This window comes from Dickeya undicola, from assembly GCF_000784735.1.
GTDB classification, from domain to species: Bacteria; Pseudomonadota; Gammaproteobacteria; order Enterobacterales; family Enterobacteriaceae; genus Dickeya; species Dickeya undicola.
In genome coordinates this window covers 219,308-235,092 of record NZ_JSYG01000008.1, presented here as the reverse complement: position 1 = coordinate 235,092, position 15,785 = coordinate 219,308, and the positions used below count along the sequence as shown (strand labels likewise).

General features: G+C 52.2%; 15 protein-coding genes. 14 read left to right on the top strand and 1 reads right to left on the bottom strand.

All coding sequences use genetic code 11. The features are described from left to right. Positions 1-33 precede the first annotated feature (33 nt). From asnC to OB87_RS04345, 13 genes are all read left to right on the top strand, one after another. The gene (gene asnC, locus OB87_RS04405) at positions 34-498 is read left to right on the top strand and encodes a transcriptional regulator AsnC (protein WP_033568215.1); all 465 of its coding nucleotides are present in this window, start codon (positions 34-36) and stop codon (positions 496-498) included. 91 nt (positions 499-589) lie between these two features. After that, on the top strand, positions 590-1,033 hold the full coding sequence (gene mioC / locus OB87_RS04400; RefSeq protein WP_033568214.1) for an FMN-binding protein MioC: 444 nt from the start codon (positions 590-592) through the stop codon (positions 1,031-1,033). A gap of 379 nt (positions 1,034-1,412) precedes the next feature. Continuing rightward, positions 1,413-3,302: a tRNA uridine-5-carboxymethylaminomethyl(34) synthesis enzyme MnmG gene (mnmG, locus tag OB87_RS04395; protein ID WP_033568213.1), complete on the top strand. Its 1,890-nt coding sequence runs from the start codon at positions 1,413-1,415 to the stop codon at positions 3,300-3,302. A gap of 76 nt (positions 3,303-3,378) precedes the next feature. Further along, positions 3,379-3,999 carry a 16S rRNA (guanine(527)-N(7))-methyltransferase RsmG gene (gene rsmG, locus OB87_RS04390; RefSeq protein ID WP_033568237.1) on the top strand — a complete coding sequence of 207 codons (621 nt, stop codon included), beginning with the start codon at positions 3,379-3,381 and terminating at the stop codon, positions 3,997-3,999. A 620-nt stretch (positions 4,000-4,619) separates the two neighbouring features. After that, positions 4,620-5,003, top strand: coding sequence for a F0F1 ATP synthase subunit I (atpI, locus tag OB87_RS04385; RefSeq protein ID WP_033568212.1), 384 nt, complete (start codon positions 4,620-4,622; stop codon positions 5,001-5,003). Positions 5,004-5,025: 22 nt separating this feature from the next. Then, positions 5,026-5,817 carry a F0F1 ATP synthase subunit A gene (atpB, locus tag OB87_RS04380; RefSeq protein WP_033568211.1) on the top strand — a complete coding sequence of 264 codons (792 nt, stop codon included), beginning with the start codon at positions 5,026-5,028 and terminating at the stop codon, positions 5,815-5,817. A gap of 49 nt (positions 5,818-5,866) precedes the next feature. Continuing rightward, complete coding sequence (gene atpE / locus OB87_RS04375; RefSeq protein ID WP_004093904.1) at positions 5,867-6,106, top strand: F0F1 ATP synthase subunit C; 240 nt, start codon at positions 5,867-5,869, stop codon at positions 6,104-6,106. Between the two features lie 64 nt (positions 6,107-6,170). Further along, positions 6,171-6,641 (top strand): F0F1 ATP synthase subunit B, encoded by a 471-nt coding sequence (gene atpF, locus OB87_RS04370; RefSeq protein WP_033568210.1) that lies wholly within the window; start codon positions 6,171-6,173, stop codon positions 6,639-6,641. A gap of 14 nt (positions 6,642-6,655) precedes the next feature. After that, positions 6,656-7,189, top strand: a complete 534-nt coding sequence (gene atpH, locus OB87_RS04365) for a F0F1 ATP synthase subunit delta (RefSeq protein WP_033568209.1) — start codon at positions 6,656-6,658, stop codon at positions 7,187-7,189. Positions 7,190-7,201: 12 nt separating this feature from the next. Continuing rightward, the gene (gene atpA, locus OB87_RS04360; RefSeq protein WP_033568208.1) at positions 7,202-8,743 is read left to right on the top strand and encodes a F0F1 ATP synthase subunit alpha; all 1,542 of its coding nucleotides are present in this window, start codon (positions 7,202-7,204) and stop codon (positions 8,741-8,743) included. A 53-nt stretch (positions 8,744-8,796) separates the two neighbouring features. Continuing rightward, positions 8,797-9,660 carry a F0F1 ATP synthase subunit gamma gene (atpG, locus tag OB87_RS04355; RefSeq protein ID WP_033568207.1) on the top strand — a complete coding sequence of 288 codons (864 nt, stop codon included), beginning with the start codon at positions 8,797-8,799 and terminating at the stop codon, positions 9,658-9,660. A 48-nt stretch (positions 9,661-9,708) separates the two neighbouring features. Beyond that, positions 9,709-11,091: a F0F1 ATP synthase subunit beta gene (atpD, locus tag OB87_RS04350; protein WP_033568206.1), complete on the top strand. Its 1,383-nt coding sequence runs from the start codon at positions 9,709-9,711 to the stop codon at positions 11,089-11,091. A gap of 29 nt (positions 11,092-11,120) precedes the next feature. Beyond that, a complete protein-coding gene (locus OB87_RS04345) occupies positions 11,121-11,534 on the top strand; it encodes a F0F1 ATP synthase subunit epsilon (protein WP_161451031.1) in 414 nt (137 codons plus the stop codon). A gap of 128 nt (positions 11,535-11,662) precedes the next feature. Here the strand turns inward: OB87_RS04345 and pelX are convergent, their stop codons facing one another. Then, complete coding sequence (gene pelX, locus OB87_RS04340; protein ID WP_081977347.1) at positions 11,663-13,867, bottom strand: pectate disaccharide-lyase PelX; 2,205 nt, start codon at positions 13,865-13,867, stop codon at positions 11,663-11,665. Between the two features lie 396 nt (positions 13,868-14,263). Here pelX and glmU point away from each other — a divergent pair, with 396 nt between their 5' ends. After that, positions 14,264-15,634 carry a bifunctional UDP-N-acetylglucosamine diphosphorylase/glucosamine-1-phosphate N-acetyltransferase GlmU gene (gene glmU / locus OB87_RS04335; protein ID WP_033568204.1) on the top strand — a complete coding sequence of 457 codons (1,371 nt, stop codon included), beginning with the start codon at positions 14,264-14,266 and terminating at the stop codon, positions 15,632-15,634. The last annotated feature ends 151 nt before the right edge of the window (positions 15,635-15,785 follow it).

Sequence of the window (15,785 nt, the reverse complement as noted above, 5' to 3'; positions counted from 1 at the left end):
AACGCTTCTGACAGTTCTTCACGGAGCAGCACCATGGCAGCAGACACCTACACAATGGACGAACTCGATCGCAGCATCCTCAATGCGCTGATGGAGAATGCCCGTACGCCTTACGCCGAACTGGCCAAACAGTTCTCCGTCAGCCCTGGCACCATCCATGTTCGGGTGGAAAAGATGAAACAGGCTGGCATCATCGTGGGAACGCGGCTGGATGTGAACCCCAAACAACTGGGATATGACGTCTGTTGCTTCATCGGCATCATCCTGAAAAGTGCTAAGGACTATCCCTCCGCAGTGGAGAAACTCAGCAATCTGGAAGAAGTGGTGGAAGCGTATTACACCACCGGGCATTACAGCATCTTCATCAAGGTGATGTGCCGTTCCATTGATGCGCTGCAACATGTACTTATCAACAAGATTCAGACAATTGATGAAATTCAGTCCACTGAAACCTTGATCTCCCTGCAAAACCCGATCATGCGTACCATCGTGCCTTAAGGCTTTTTTACTATCCCCCTATTATCCACAGGTAGATCCCACCAAGATCACAGCGTACAATGTGCCGTCATTCAATCAGGCGGGATCACGCATGGCAGATATTACCCTCATCAGCGGCAGCACCCTTGGCAGTGCCGAGTACGTTTCTGAACACCTGGAATCACTGCTGCAACAAAATGATTTCACGACCACGCTATTGCATGGTCCGGAACTTGATGAGGTCACGCCTGAAAATCTGTGGCTGGTGGTCACCTCCACCCATGGTGCAGGCGATCTACCCGATAACCTGCAGCCGTTTTATGACGATCTACAGAAAAAGCGGCCTGATTTATCTGCTGTTCGCTATGGCGCTATCGGGATCGGTAGCAGCGAGTACGACACCTTCTGCGGCGCAATCGTCAAAGTGGATCAATTGCTGCAGGATCTGGGCGCTCATCGGATCGGCGACGTATTGAAGATCGACATAACCCAACACGACATTCCGGAAGATCCCGCGGAAATCTGGCTGGGATCATGGGTAAATTTACTCAAATAAATTTATTTTTTGGTTCCGTATCTGTGGATAAAACGCTTTAAATACCGGGGAAAACCCGTAGTTATCCAGATAACAACCGTAGATGCTTTTTTGAGCTGTGTATAATTACCCTTTCAGATCCCAGCTAATACAGACTGGGATCACCGATCATTCACAGCTAATGATCGGTAATAACCTATTGATCTTCTTTTTGGATCCCGCTTTATCCACAACCAACCGGGATCCTAATAAGAGATCTAATAAAGAGATCTTTAAATAAAAAAGATCTTTCTTTAACTACCCGACGATCCAACACACTTGGTCGACGGCACAAACTTAAGTAGAATCCCCCACCCCAGGGCAAGTAACGATCGTTCGCAACCACGCGAGGTGTAGCACCATGTTTTATCCAGATCCTTTTGACGTCATCGTGATCGGTGGCGGTCATGCGGGTACTGAAGCCGCCATGGCCTCAGCCCGAATGGGACGTCAAACCCTTTTACTGACGCATAACATAGATACGCTGGGCCAAATGTCCTGCAACCCGGCGATCGGTGGTATCGGGAAAGGTCATCTGGTAAAAGAGATCGATGCCATGGGTGGCCTGATGGCTCGCGCTATCGATCGTGCCGGTATTCAGTTTAGGATATTAAACTCCAGCAAAGGCCCAGCCGTCCGTGCCACGCGCGCTCAGGCTGACCGCGTGTTGTACCGTCAGGCCGTACGTACCGCACTGGAAAACCAGCCTAACCTGACACTCTTCCAGCAAGCAGTTGAAGATCTGATTGTGGAAAACGATCGTGTTGTCGGTGCGGTTACCCAAATGGGGCTTAAATTCCGCGCTAAAGCCGTGGTGCTAACGGTCGGCACCTTCCTGGACGGCAAGATCCATATTGGCCTGGACAACTACAGCGGTGGCCGAGCTGGCGATCCGCCGTCCATTTCACTGTCGCATCGTCTGCGAGAGTTGCCATTACGCGTCGGTCGTCTGAAAACCGGTACGCCACCGCGTATCGACGCTCGTACCATCGATTTCAGTGTGCTGACACCACAGCATGGTGACGATCCGATGCCGGTATTTTCCTTCCTGGGCAAAGCCAGTGAACATCCGGCACAGATGCCGTGCTATGTCACCCACACCAATGAACGCACCCACGACGTGATCCGCAACAACCTGGATCGCAGCCCGATGTATGCCGGGGTGATTGAAGGAATTGGTCCTCGTTACTGCCCGTCGATCGAAGACAAGGTGATGCGGTTTGCCGATCGTAACGCGCATCAGATTTTCCTGGAGCCGGAAGGGCTGACCAGTAACGAAATTTACCCGAACGGCATCTCCACCAGCCTGCCGTTCGATGTGCAGTGGCAAATCGTTCGTTCTATGGACGGCATGGAGAACGCGCGTATCGTTCGGCCCGGTTACGCCATTGAGTATGATTATTTTGACCCGCGTGACCTAAAACCAACGTTGGAAAGCAAATTTATCCACAATCTGTTTTTCGCCGGGCAGATTAACGGCACTACCGGTTACGAAGAGGCTGCGGCGCAGGGGATGTTGGCGGGGTTGAACGCTGCTCGTCTGGCGTTTGATCAGGAAGGTTGGACACCGCGCCGCGATCAGGCCTACATCGGTGTGCTAGTTGATGATCTCTGCACGTTGGGGACAAAGGAACCTTACCGCATGTTTACTTCTCGTGCTGAATATCGACTGATGCTGCGCGAGGATAATGCCGATCTACGCCTGACCGCGATGGGCCGCGAGCTGGGCATGGTGGATGACGAACGCTGGGCGCGTTTTAACGAGAAGCTGGAAAATATCGAGAAAGAACGCCAGCGCCTGCGTGATGTGCTGGTCCATCCGCAGTCTGAAGGTGTCGCGCAGATCAACAGCCTGTTGAAATCGCCGTTATCGCGTGAAGCTAATGGTGAAGAGTTGTTAAGACGCCCGGAAATGGATTACGCACAACTGACCGGATTACCGATGTTCGCCCCCGCATTGTGTGATGCCGAGGCGGCCGAGCAGGTGGAAATTCAGGTCAAATACGAAGGCTATATCGCCCGCCAGCAGGATGAAATCGAAAAGCAACTGCGCAACGAAAATACCTTGCTACCGGCGGAGCTGGATTACCGTCAGGTAACCGGCCTGTCAAACGAGGTGATCGCCAAGCTCAACGATCATAAACCGGGATCGATTGGTCAGGCATCGCGCATTTCTGGTGTCACACCCGCCGCCATCTCGATTCTGCTGGTCTGGCTGAAAAAACAGGGTATGCTGCGCCGCAGCGCCTGAGAAACGCTACCTCTTACGTTGACGCATGGCCGCTTTTCGCGGCCATGTTGCATTAACCGACAATCAGGATTCATTCGTGCTCGATACACTCAACAGCTTGCTGCAACGCGCTGGAATGGCGCTGACCGATCAGCAGAAAGACCAGTTGCTTCAGTATGTGGGGTTACTCCACAAATGGAACAAGGCTTATAACCTGACATCGGTACGTGAACCAGAACAGATGCTGGTCCGACATATCATGGACAGCCTGGTGGTTGAGCCGCATCTGGTCGGAAATCGTTTCATCGATGTCGGCACCGGTCCCGGCTTGCCTGGCGTACCGTTGGCTATCGCCCGCCCGGATGCGCATTTTGTCCTGCTGGATAGCCTGGGAAAACGGGTTCGTTTCCTGCGTCAGGTTCAACATGAGCTGAACTTGGGCAACATCGAACCGGTGCAGAGCCGGGTGGAAGATTTTCCAGCTGAACCGCCGTTTGATGGCGTTATCAGCCGGGCCTTTGCGTCGCTGCAGGATATGGTGAATTGGTGCCATCATTTGCCGTCGCGTCCACAAGGGCGTTTTTATGCGCTAAAAGGCATTGTTCCACATGAAGAGATGGGAGAGCTACCGCAAGGCGTGACGGTTGAGAATGTGATTCCTCTGTCGGTTCCTGGGCTAGAGGGGGAGCGTCATCTGGTGGTGCTTAAGCCCAACTAATTTTGTCATTTATCAAAAAAATCATGAATAGTTGTAAGATTCTCAGACTGATAGCTAAAAATGAAATAATGACCTGAGTAATCTTCTGCATTCACTGAAATTTTACAACTCTGTTGTATAAGCTTTTACCTCGGGAAAATAAAACTGAATTGGCAGCAGAATGCTTTCATGTTTCTAAAGGGATTTAATGACTAAATTGTGTTAAAAACATGAGAAAAAAATATCCTGCTTGTCAATAGATGGTTTTGGGGCTGTATTCGTACTGTTTTGTTAATGTTCTTTTTTAACTTATTGAAATTAAAAAAGATAAATGGCTTTTTTTGCTAAAGACAGAAAAAAATCAATTCAGATATAAAAGCATCAGTTCAATTTTATGTGAGAAATATCACATATTGTCGGTGCAGGATGCACCGAGTCTTCAAAATGGGCTATCGGGGATAGTTGGTGAAAATAAGGCTTCGGAAATAAATTTAAATAATCGTTCACCTTTTTGCTACTTATCGATTGAATTCGCATGGATGACCCGTATAATTTGCTCGTTTTTCGCTGCTTGACTCGGTACTGCAAAGGCAGTTTTATACGGTCATTCAGCATACCTCTGAAAGGTGCGGAGAATCGTCATGTCTGTATCCCTTTACAGTGGGAAAGTCGCCCGATTATCACTGCTGTTGCAGCTAACTGTGATTCTCGTTGTCAGCGCGGTGTTTTGCGCTGGTGGCATTAAAGCGGGTGCTTCTGCACTGACTGGGGGGCTGGCAGCCTGGCTGCCAAACATGGTGTTCATACTGTTTGCCGTGCGGCATCAGACGGACAAGCCACCGGAAGGTCGGGTAGCCTGGTCGTTCGCCGTTGGGGAAGGGCTGAAAATGCTCTTCACCATCGTGCTGTTGGTGGTGGCGTTAGGTGTGTTTCATGCGGCGTTTTTTCCGCTTGGCCTGACGTACTTAGTGGTGCTGATCGCGCAGATCGTGGCACCGGCTGTAATTAACCGTTACCGTAGTTAACAACAAAAGGGTAAGAGACATCATGTCTGCATCTACTCCGCAAGAGTATATCGGTCACCACCTAACCCATTTGCAGGTGGGCTCGGGATTCTGGGCGATTAACGTCGACTCGATGTTTTTCTCCGTGGTGCTCGGCGTACTCTTTCTGGCTGTCTTCCGCAAAGTTGCCAAGACCGCGACCAGCGGTGTTCCAGGTAAACTGCAAACGGCGGTAGAACTGGTGGTGGGATTTGTCGATGGCAGCGTGCGCGACATGTTCCATGGAAAAAGCAAGCTGATTGCACCGTTGGCGCTGACCGTTTTCGTCTGGGTTTTCATGATGAACCTGATGGATCTGCTGCCTATCGACTTGCTGCCGCAAATCTGGGCACATATCTACAGCGCTCTTGGTCATGATCCTGCACATGCTTACCTGCGTGTTGTGCCTTCCGCCGACGTGAACGTTACGTTGTCCATGGCGCTGGGTGTGTTCATCCTGATTCTGTTCTACAGCATCAAGATGAAGGGTGTGGGTGGGTTCGTTAAAGAACTGACCATGCAACCGTTCAATCATCCTGTTTTTATTCCCATCAACCTGATTCTTGAAGGGGTCAGCCTGCTGTCCAAACCGGTTTCACTCGGCTTGCGACTGTTTGGCAACATGTATGCGGGTGAGTTGATTTTCATCCTGATTGCCGGTCTGTTGCCGTGGTGGTCACAGTGGATTCTGAATGTGCCTTGGGCCATTTTCCACATCCTGATTATTACGCTGCAGGCTTTTATCTTCATGGTTCTGACAGTTGTTTATCTTTCGATGGCATCTGAAGAGCATTGATTTTTCACAACACTACAAACGTTTTAACTGAAACAAACTGGAGACTGTCATGGAAAACCTGAGTATGGATCTGCTGTACATGGCTGCCGCTGTAATGATGGGCCTGGCGGCAATCGGTGCTGCAATCGGTATCGGCATTCTGGGTGGTAAATTTCTGGAAGGTGCTGCCCGCCAGCCTGACCTGATCCCGCTGCTGCGTACACAGTTCTTTATCGTTATGGGTCTGGTGGATGCTATCCCGATGATCGCGGTAGGTCTGGGTCTGTACGTGATGTTCGCAGTGGCCTAAGTAAGCGTGAGCTTACCAGGTAAAAGACATCGACTCATTTAACTCATGAAAGAGGCATTGTGCTGTGAATCTTAACGCAACAATCCTCGGCCAGGCCATTGCGTTCGTCCTGTTTGTCTGGTTCTGCATGAAGTATGTATGGCCGCCGATTATGGCTGCCATTGAAAAGCGTCAGAAAGAAATTGCTGACGGTCTTGCTTCTGCTGAACGTGCCAAAAAAGATCTGAACTTAGCGCAGGCCAATGCGACCGACCAACTGAAGAAAGCCAAAGCGGAAGCTCAGGTGATCATCGAGCAGGCAAGCAAACAGCGTGCTCTGATTCTGGACGAAGCCAAAGCGGAAGCGGAAGCGGAACGCAACAAAATCGTGGCGCAGGCGCAGGCTGAAATCGAAGCCGAACGCAAACGTGCCCGTGAAGAGTTGCGTAAGCAGGTTGCCATTCTGGCGATTGCCGGTGCCGAGAAAATTATTGAACGTTCCGTGGATGAAGCTGCCAACAGCGACATCGTTGATAAACTGGTCGCTGAACTGTAAGGAGGGAGGGGCTGATGTCTGAATTTGTCACGGTAGCTCGCCCCTACGCCAAAGCAGCTTTTGACTTTGCCGTTGAAAACCAGGCGCTTGATCGTTGGCAGCAGATGCTGGCATTCGCCGCTGAGGTTGCGCGTAATGAACATATTGCCGGGATGCTGGCCGGGGCCATCGCTCCCCAGACCATGGCGCAAACGTTCGTTACCGTATGTGGTGATCAACTGGATGAAGCGGGCCAGAACCTGATCCGGGTTATGGCTGAAAACGGACGTTTGCCGGTGCTGCCTGAAGTGCTGGAACAGTTTGTTCAATTGCGTGCGGAGCTGGAATCGACCGTGGATGTCGAGGTGATTTCCGCCGCCACGTTGAGCGAGCAGCAGTTATCCGGGATAACCGCTGCGATGGAACAACGTCTGTCACGTAAAGTGAAGCTGAATTGCAAAATTGATAAGTCTGTTATGGCCGGCGTGGTAATCCGCGCAGGCGATATGGTGATAGACGGCAGTATTCGTGGTCGTCTGGAACGTCTGGCAGACGTCTTGCAGTCTTAAGGGGACTGGAGCATGCAACTGAATTCCACCGAAATCAGTGAACTGATCAAGCAGCGGATTGCTCAGTTCAACGTCGTGAGCGAAGCTCACAACGAAGGTACGATTGTTTCCGTCAGTGACGGGATCATCCGCGTACACGGCCTGGCCGATGTTATGCAGGGCGAAATGATTTCCCTGCCGGGCAACCGTTACGCGATTGCACTGAACCTGGAGCGCGACTCCGTTGGTGCGGTAGTGATGGGTCCGTATGCGGACCTGGCCGAAGGCATGAAAGTCAAATGCACCGGCCGTATTCTGGAAGTGCCGGTTGGCCGTGGCCTGCTGGGTCGTGTAGTGAACACGCTGGGTGCGCCTATCGACGGTAAAGGTCCGCTGGAACATGACGGATTTTCTCCGGTAGAAACCATCGCGCCGGGCGTTATCGACCGTCAGTCCGTTGATCAGCCGGTTCAAACCGGTTACAAGTCCGTTGACGCCATGATTCCGATCGGCCGTGGTCAGCGTGAACTGGTCATCGGCGACCGTCAGACCGGTAAAACCGCACTGGCAATTGATGCCATCATCAACCAGCGCGATTCCGGTATTAAATGTATTTATGTCGCTATCGGCCAGAAAGCCTCCACGATTTCCAACGTGGTGCGCAAACTGGAAGAACACGGTGCGCTGTCCAACACCATCGTGGTGGTGGCAACGGCTTCTGAGTCTGCTGCGCTGCAATACCTGGCACCGTATGCCGGTTGCGCCATGGGCGAATACTTCCGCGATCGCGGTGAAGACGCACTGATCATTTATGATGATCTGTCCAAGCAGGCTGTCGCTTATCGTCAGATTTCCCTGCTGCTGCGTCGTCCGCCAGGTCGTGAAGCTTATCCTGGTGACGTGTTCTACCTGCACTCCCGTTTGCTGGAGCGTGCTGCGCGTGTTAACGCCGAGTACGTGGAAGCCTTTACCAAAGGGGAAGTGAAAGGACAAACCGGTTCTCTGACTGCTTTGCCGATCATTGAAACGCAGGCTGGCGACGTTTCCGCGTTCGTTCCGACCAACGTTATCTCGATCACCGACGGTCAGATCTTCCTGGAATCTAACCTGTTCAACTCCGGTATCCGTCCGGCGGTTAACCCAGGGATCTCCGTATCCCGTGTGGGCGGTGCCGCACAGACCAAGATCATGAAAAAACTGTCCGGTGGTATCCGTACCGCGCTGGCGCAGTACCGTGAACTGGCGGCTTTCTCCCAGTTTGCTTCTGATCTGGACGACGCGACCCGTAAACAGCTGAGCCACGGTCAGAAAGTGACCGAGTTGCTGAAACAGAAACAGTATGCGCCGATGTCCGTTGCGCAGCAGTCTCTGGTGCTGTTTGCCGCTGAACGTGGTTATCTGGAAGACGTTGAACTGGCGAAAGTCGGCAGTTTCGAAGCCGCGCTGCTGGCCTATGCCAGCCGTGAGCACGGCGAGCTTCTGCAGCAGATCGACCAGACTGGCGCTTATAACGATGAGATCGAGGGTAAATTCAAAAGCATCCTCGATACCTTTAAGGCAACCCAGTCCTGGTAACGCCCCGTGGCCTGCCTTAACGGCAGGCCGCTAGGCATTGAGGAGAAGCTAAGATGGCCGGCGCAAAAGAGATACGTAGTAAGATCGGAAGCGTCCAGAACACGCAGAAGATCACCAAAGCGATGGAAATGGTCGCCGCTTCCAAAATGCGTAAATCGCAGGATCGTATGGCGGCCAGCCGTCCTTATGCGGAAACCATACGCAAAGTGATTGGTCACCTTGCGTTAGGGAATCTGGAATATAAACACCCGTACCTGGAAGAGCGCGAAGTTAAGCGTGTCGGGTATCTGGTGGTGTCTACCGACCGTGGCCTGTGTGGTGGCTTGAACATTAACCTGTTCAAGAAGCTGCTGGGTGACATGAAAGCCTGGAATGAAAAAGGCGCCGAGATTGATTTGGCGATGATTGGTTCCAAAGGCGTTTCTTTCTTCGGTTCAGTAGGCGCAAACATTGTTGCTCAGGTTACCGGCATGGGGGATCACCCTTCGCTGTCCGAGTTGATCGGTCCGGTGAAAGTCATGCTGCAGGCCTACGACGAAGGTCGTCTGGACAAACTGTATGTGGTGAGCAACAAGTTCATCAATACCATGTCCCAGGTTCCACAAGTTGTTCAGCTGCTGCCCTTGCCTGCGGCGGAAGAAGGCGAGCTGACGAAAAAATCCTGGGATTACCTGTATGAACCCGATCCTAAGTCGCTACTGGATACCCTGTTGCGCCGCTATGTGGAGTCTCAGGTTTATCAGGGCGTCGTAGAAAACCTGGCCAGTGAACAGGCCGCGCGAATGGTAGCGATGAAGGCCGCAACGGATAACGGCGGCAACCTGATTAAAGAGCTGCAGTTGGTTTACAACAAGGCTCGTCAGGCAAGCATCACTCAGGAACTCACCGAGATCGTATCGGGAGCCTCCGCGGTTTAAATCAGGTTTTACGAATTACGTATTGTCGAATTACGTAGAGGATTCAAGATGGCTACTGGAAAGATTATCCAGGTAATCGGCGCCGTGGTGGACGTCGAGTTCCCTCAGGATGCCGTACCAAATGTGTACGATGCCCTTGAGGTAGAGAAAGAAGCTGAGAAGCTGGTGCTGGAAGTACAGCAGCAGCTGGGCGGCGGCTTGGTTCGTTGTATTGCGATGGGTTCTTCCGACGGTCTGCGTCGTGGTCTGAAAGTCGCCAACCTGGCACATCCGATCGAAGTACCGGTTGGTAAGGCTACGCTGGGTCGTATCATGAACGTACTGGGTGAACCGGTCGACATGAAAGGGCCGATTGGCGAAGAAGAGCGTTGGGCGATTCACCGCTCTGCGCCGACGTATGAAGAGCTGTCAAACTCCCAGGAACTGCTGGAAACCGGCATCAAGGTTATCGACTTGATCTGTCCGTTTGCGAAGGGCGGTAAAGTCGGTCTGTTCGGTGGTGCGGGTGTAGGTAAAACCGTAAACATGATGGAGCTGATCCGTAACATCGCGATCGAGCACTCCGGTTACTCCGTGTTTGCAGGCGTGGGCGAACGTACCCGTGAAGGTAACGACTTCTACCACGAAATGACCGACTCTAACGTTATCGACAAAGTATCGTTGGTGTATGGCCAGATGAACGAGCCGCCTGGAAGCCGTCTGCGCGTGGCGCTGACCGGTCTGACCATGGCAGAGAAATTCCGTGACGAAGGTCGCGACGTTCTGCTGTTCGTCGACAACATCTACCGTTACACCCTGGCGGGGACCGAAGTATCCGCACTGCTGGGTCGTATGCCGTCCGCAGTAGGCTACCAGCCGACGCTGGCGGAAGAAATGGGTGTGCTGCAGGAGCGTATTACCTCCACCAAGACTGGTTCAATCACCTCTATTCAGGCCGTTTACGTGCCTGCGGATGACTTGACTGACCCGTCTCCGGCGACCACGTTTGCGCACCTGGACTCAACGGTAACGCTGAGCCGTCAGATTGCGTCTCTGGGTATCTACCCGGCTGTTGACCCGCTGGATTCTACCAGCCGTCAGTTGGATCCGCTGGTTGTGGGTCAGGAACACTATGATGTAGCGCGTGGCGTGCAGTCTATTCTGCAGCGTTATCAGGAATTGAAGGACATCATCGCGATTCTGGGTATGGATGAGCTGTCTGAAGAAGACAAGCTGGTCGTATCTCGTGCGCGTAAGATCCAGCGCTTCCTGTCTCAGCCGTTCTTCGTAGCTGAAGTCTTCACCGGTTCTCCGGGTAAATATGTGACGCTGAAAGACACCATCCGTGGTTTCAAAGGCATCATGGAAGGCGAATACGACCACCTGCCGGAACAGGCGTTCTACATGGTTGGTTCCATTGACGAAGTAGTGGAAAAAGCCAAGAAACTGTAACGCCTTGATAGGAGGGTGATATGGCTGCTATGACTTACCATCTGGATGTCGTTAGTGCGGAACAGGCAATGTTTTCCGGTCTGGTGCAGAAGATCCAGGTGACCGGTAGCGAAGGCGAACTGGGAATCTATCCTGGCCACGCCCCCCTGCTCACGGCCATTAAGCCTGGTATGGTGCGCATTGTTAAACAGCACGGCGAAGAAGAGTATATCTATCTGTCCGGCGGTATCCTTGAGGTACAACCGAACATGGTGACTGTGCTGTCCGATACCGCCATTCGTGGGCAGGACCTTGATGAAGCGCGTGCGCTGGAAGCGAAGCGCAAAGCGGAAGAGCATATCCGCAATTCACACGGTGATGTGGATTACGCTCAGGCTTCTGCCGATCTGGCAAAAGCCATTGCCAAGCTGCGCGTCATTGAGCTGACCAAAAAAGCGATGTAACAGATGCGGATGTAACCATCATGCAGATGTAAAAAAGCCAGCTGATTCAGCTGGCTTTTTTTATGCCTGATATTCCATCGGGCTGATATTAATGGGCGTCAGTTTCGACGCCCTCTTGCTCATGTCGGTTATTTCTTCTTCAGAAAATCACCCAGTTGCAGGTTGCCTTTTTCATCGCGGCTGAAGACCGCTGGCACCGTAACGGATTTGTAGTTAGCAGTCGTGATTTGTTTACCCTGGCTGTTAACTGTACGGTTATTTTTGATGAAGTAGTTGCTGGCATCCACTCGGCCCACCACGGCATCGTCATACTTACCGGGTTGCGTACGCAGCGAAACGTTGTTTTTGAAAATCCCTTGTTTCTCCGGGCCATAGTAAGGGCTTGGACGGAAGATAAAGTTAAAGCGAACGTTATCCAGCGCGATGTTATTGGTGACTTGCAGCGCGCCTGGGTTGAAGTTGTCGCTGAACCCGTCCATATGGTTACCGATAGCGATGCTATTCTTCACCTGATGAGTCACTGGCTGGCCTTCACCCCCCAGCTTAAAGCCGTTACTGGTATTGTTGAGCGAGACGGAGTTCTCGATCAATACCGCGCCGTTCGGGCCGTCTTCAATTTTGTTAAACAGGTCGAAGCCGTCATCAACATTGTCGTGGGAGAACGCGCCGCGAATGACGTTACCCTCGCCGACGCGCATTTTCACGGCGAAGCCGTCCGCATCTTTTTTGCTGGGGTCTTGGTTGCTGTGCGATTCCGAATTCAGAATCAGGTTATGGCTGGCCCACAGCGGACGGCCCACGCTGTCGTTGGAGGAAACCTGAATACCGGTGTTGTCGCAGTGATGTGCCAGTACGCGTTCAATCTGGTTGTAGCTGCCTTCAATCCGGAAGCTTTTTTCCGTGATTTCAACGCCTTTTACTTTCCAGTAGCTGGCGTTGAGCTGTAGTCCGTGGAATACCGCTTTTTGGCTGACTGGCATCAGCGTTTTCATGCCGTTGGCGCTGCCACTGGCACTGACCGGAATTACGGTAGCACTGTAATCGCCGTCCATCAGCCATAGCGTGCCGCCAGCTTGTAAGGCGTTGATAGCCGTTTTGATATCCAGCGGCGCGTTCTTGCTGCCGTTGTTGTCGGCTTTACCTTCTGGCGAGACATACAGATTTTTGGCATCGGCCAGGTTGATTTTTTCCACGCTAAACGCGGTTTCTTTTGCTGTTTTGTCTTCGCCTTCTCCCGGTACGTAAACCAGTTTGAAATCCAATTTAGGCTGCGTCAGCTTCGCCGTAAGGGAAAAATAATCGCCAGCGCGAATTTTTTGCGGTTTGCCGAGTGATTTACCGTTCTGGAATACTTCAAGAGTGCCGTTGTAATTGACTCGTGCTTGCACCGGGTAGGTGTCGCTGGCGGAGAGCGTAGAAGAAGCGACCTGCAACAATGGCGCATTGACTTCGGCTTTGAAGGGGGCGGAAGGTTGAGTGCTGGCCGGGCTAGTGGTCAGACTGGCATTGCTGATGGTGATCTTAGCATTACGGGAGGCGAAGAACCCCACATAGTAGTGATTTTTATCCTGATGAGTGACGACATCCGCGCCTTTTACCGTTTTGCTGACCCACTGGTCGCTACCCTTGGGCGCATAAGAGGTGATGAAGCCGTCATCCGTGCGTTCCAGTTTCAGGCGGAACGTTGGCGTTTGTTCCAGATTGATTTTTTCCTGATAGCTGGTGCGGGTGATTTGTGCGTTGGTATTACCCCAGGGTTGCGTAACGCCATCACGATTGATGAGCTGCATCTTCACTTCGGTTTTCGATTTTTTATCCTGCGTCATGATGGCATTCATCACCATGTTCGATGCCGCCGGAAACTCTTCGTACCCTTCTTTCAACGGCTCCTGACGCGGTACACCGAGAATATCGCGCACCAGCAGGCCAGCACCTTCCTGAGCGTTAGGTTTGGCGTCGCTTTCCGGACCGAACTGATCGACCGTTACATCGGATTGCAGCGTGAAATTCACGTTGGCGGGCAACTGGGTGTAAAAGAAAGTCAAACCGTCATGCGTGTTGGCTATCTTTCCTCCCCGGCTTTCGATGGTGACAGGTGTGGAGAGGTCGGCCTTGTCATTTACTGTCAGCTTTTTGCCGTTGATAGTGACGTCGTTGACGCCGACTTTGCCTGGCAGGACGTTGGTCGCGAAATTCACATCCGTTGACTGGCCGAACGCGATGCTATGCCAGACTGGTGCGGTATCCTGAGTGGCGGCAAAGGCAGTATTGGAACCCAGAAGCAAAAGAGAATTTAGGGCGACAGAGAGAAGCCCCGAAGTAGCATATTTCATGTTTTCCCCATCATTATTTGTTATTGATCGGCGCATTATGTCAAAAAATGAAACGCTGTTTCTTTTGTCTGTTTCACAAACTGAAAGGCAGAATTCACCTGATGAAACAATTAGTTTTGTTTTGTTATCCCCATCTCGATTTTATGAAACGACGGTTTGTGTTCCTCTTTTGTTCTGTTTTTGAACGCAGCTGGGGAAAAACGGCCGTGAGCGCGTTTGGGATTACCCAAATCCTGTTGGGTTGGGTAAACTTTGATGACGGTTTTTTTTTCCGCCCGAATTGGCTCTGAGACGTATTTTTCGCTGAAAAATATGTAGTAATCCGGCGCGATAACAGGTTTACTTTCGTTCGTCCGCCTTCAGTGGGACACCATTCAGTTTTTAGTCAGGATGCCTATGTCAAACAGTGCAATGAGTGTGGTTATCCTCGCCGCAGGCAAGGGAACTCGCATGTATTCCGATCTTCCCAAAGTCCTTCACCCTCTGGCCGGTAAACCCATTGTTCAGCATGTCATTGATGCTGCAATGGAGGTTGGTGCTCAGCGCATTCACCTGGTTTACGGGCATGGTGCGGATCTCATCCGGGAAACGCTGACGGAAACGTCGCTGAACTGGGTATTGCAGGCCGAGCAGTTGGGAACCGGTCATGCGGTGCAGCAGGCAGCCGACGGTTTTGACGATAACGAAGACATCCTGATTCTGTACGGCGACGTGCCGCTCATCTCCCCTAAAACGTTGCAACACCTGGTAGCGGCCAAGCCACAAGGCGGGATTGGCCTGCTGACCGTCAATTTGGCCGACCCTAGTGGTTACGGCCGTATTGTGCGGGACAACGGCGACGTGGTGGGCATCGTTGAGCACAAAGACGCCACCGAGCAGCAGCGTGCGATCAATGAAATCAACACCGGTATTTTGGTGGCGGGTGGCCGTGATTTGAAGCGTTGGTTAAGCCAGCTCAATAATCACAATGTGCAGGGCGAATATTATCTTACCGATATCATCGCCATGGCCGCGCAGGAAGGTCAGCGCGTGGTAGCGGTGCAGCCGTCGCGGCTGAGTGAAGTAGAAGGTATCAATAACCGCCTGCAACTGGCGACGCTGGAGCGCACTTACCAGCGTGAGCAAGCCGAGCAGTTGTTGCTGGCGGGCGTCATGCTGCTGGATCCGGCTCGTTTTGATCTGCGTGGTGAACTGGAGCACGGGCGTGATGTGACGATTGACACCAATGTCATTCTGGAAGGCCGGGTGACATTGGGGAGCCGGGTAAAAATCGGCGCGGGCTGCGTGATCAAAAATAGTGTGATCGGTGACGATTGCGAACTCAGTCCTTACACCGTGGTGGAAAACGCGGTGCTGGAAGCGCGCTGTACTATCGGTCCGTTCGCCCGCCTGCGCCCCGGTGCGGTGCTGGAAGAAGAAGCGCATGTCGGCAATTTCGTCGAATTGAAAAAAGCGCGTCTTGGCAAAGGGTCGAAAGCCGGTCATCTGACGTATCTCGGCGATGCAGAAATTGGCTCTGGCGTGAATATTGGTGCGGGTGTGATTACCTGTAACTACGATGGCGCTAACAAGCACCAGACGGTGATTGGCGATGATGTGTTTGTCGGCTCGGATAGCCAGTTGATCGCGCCGGTCAAGGTGGCTAACGGTGCGACTATTGGGGCTGGTACTACCGTCACCCGTGAGGTGGGGGAAAATGAGCTGGTCATTAGCCGTGTTAAGCAAACCCATATCAGCGGCTGGAAACGCCCGGTGAAGAAAAAATAGTCTTACCCCCCTCGGATGCTGCAATTCCCTCTGACGCGTGGAAGAAACAGGATTCGAGGGCAGAATGCGTCTTGATATAAGACGGTTTTGGCCTGTGTTCACTCGCGAGTACAGGCCAAAACATAATAATTCCCCATTCTCTACAAGGCTC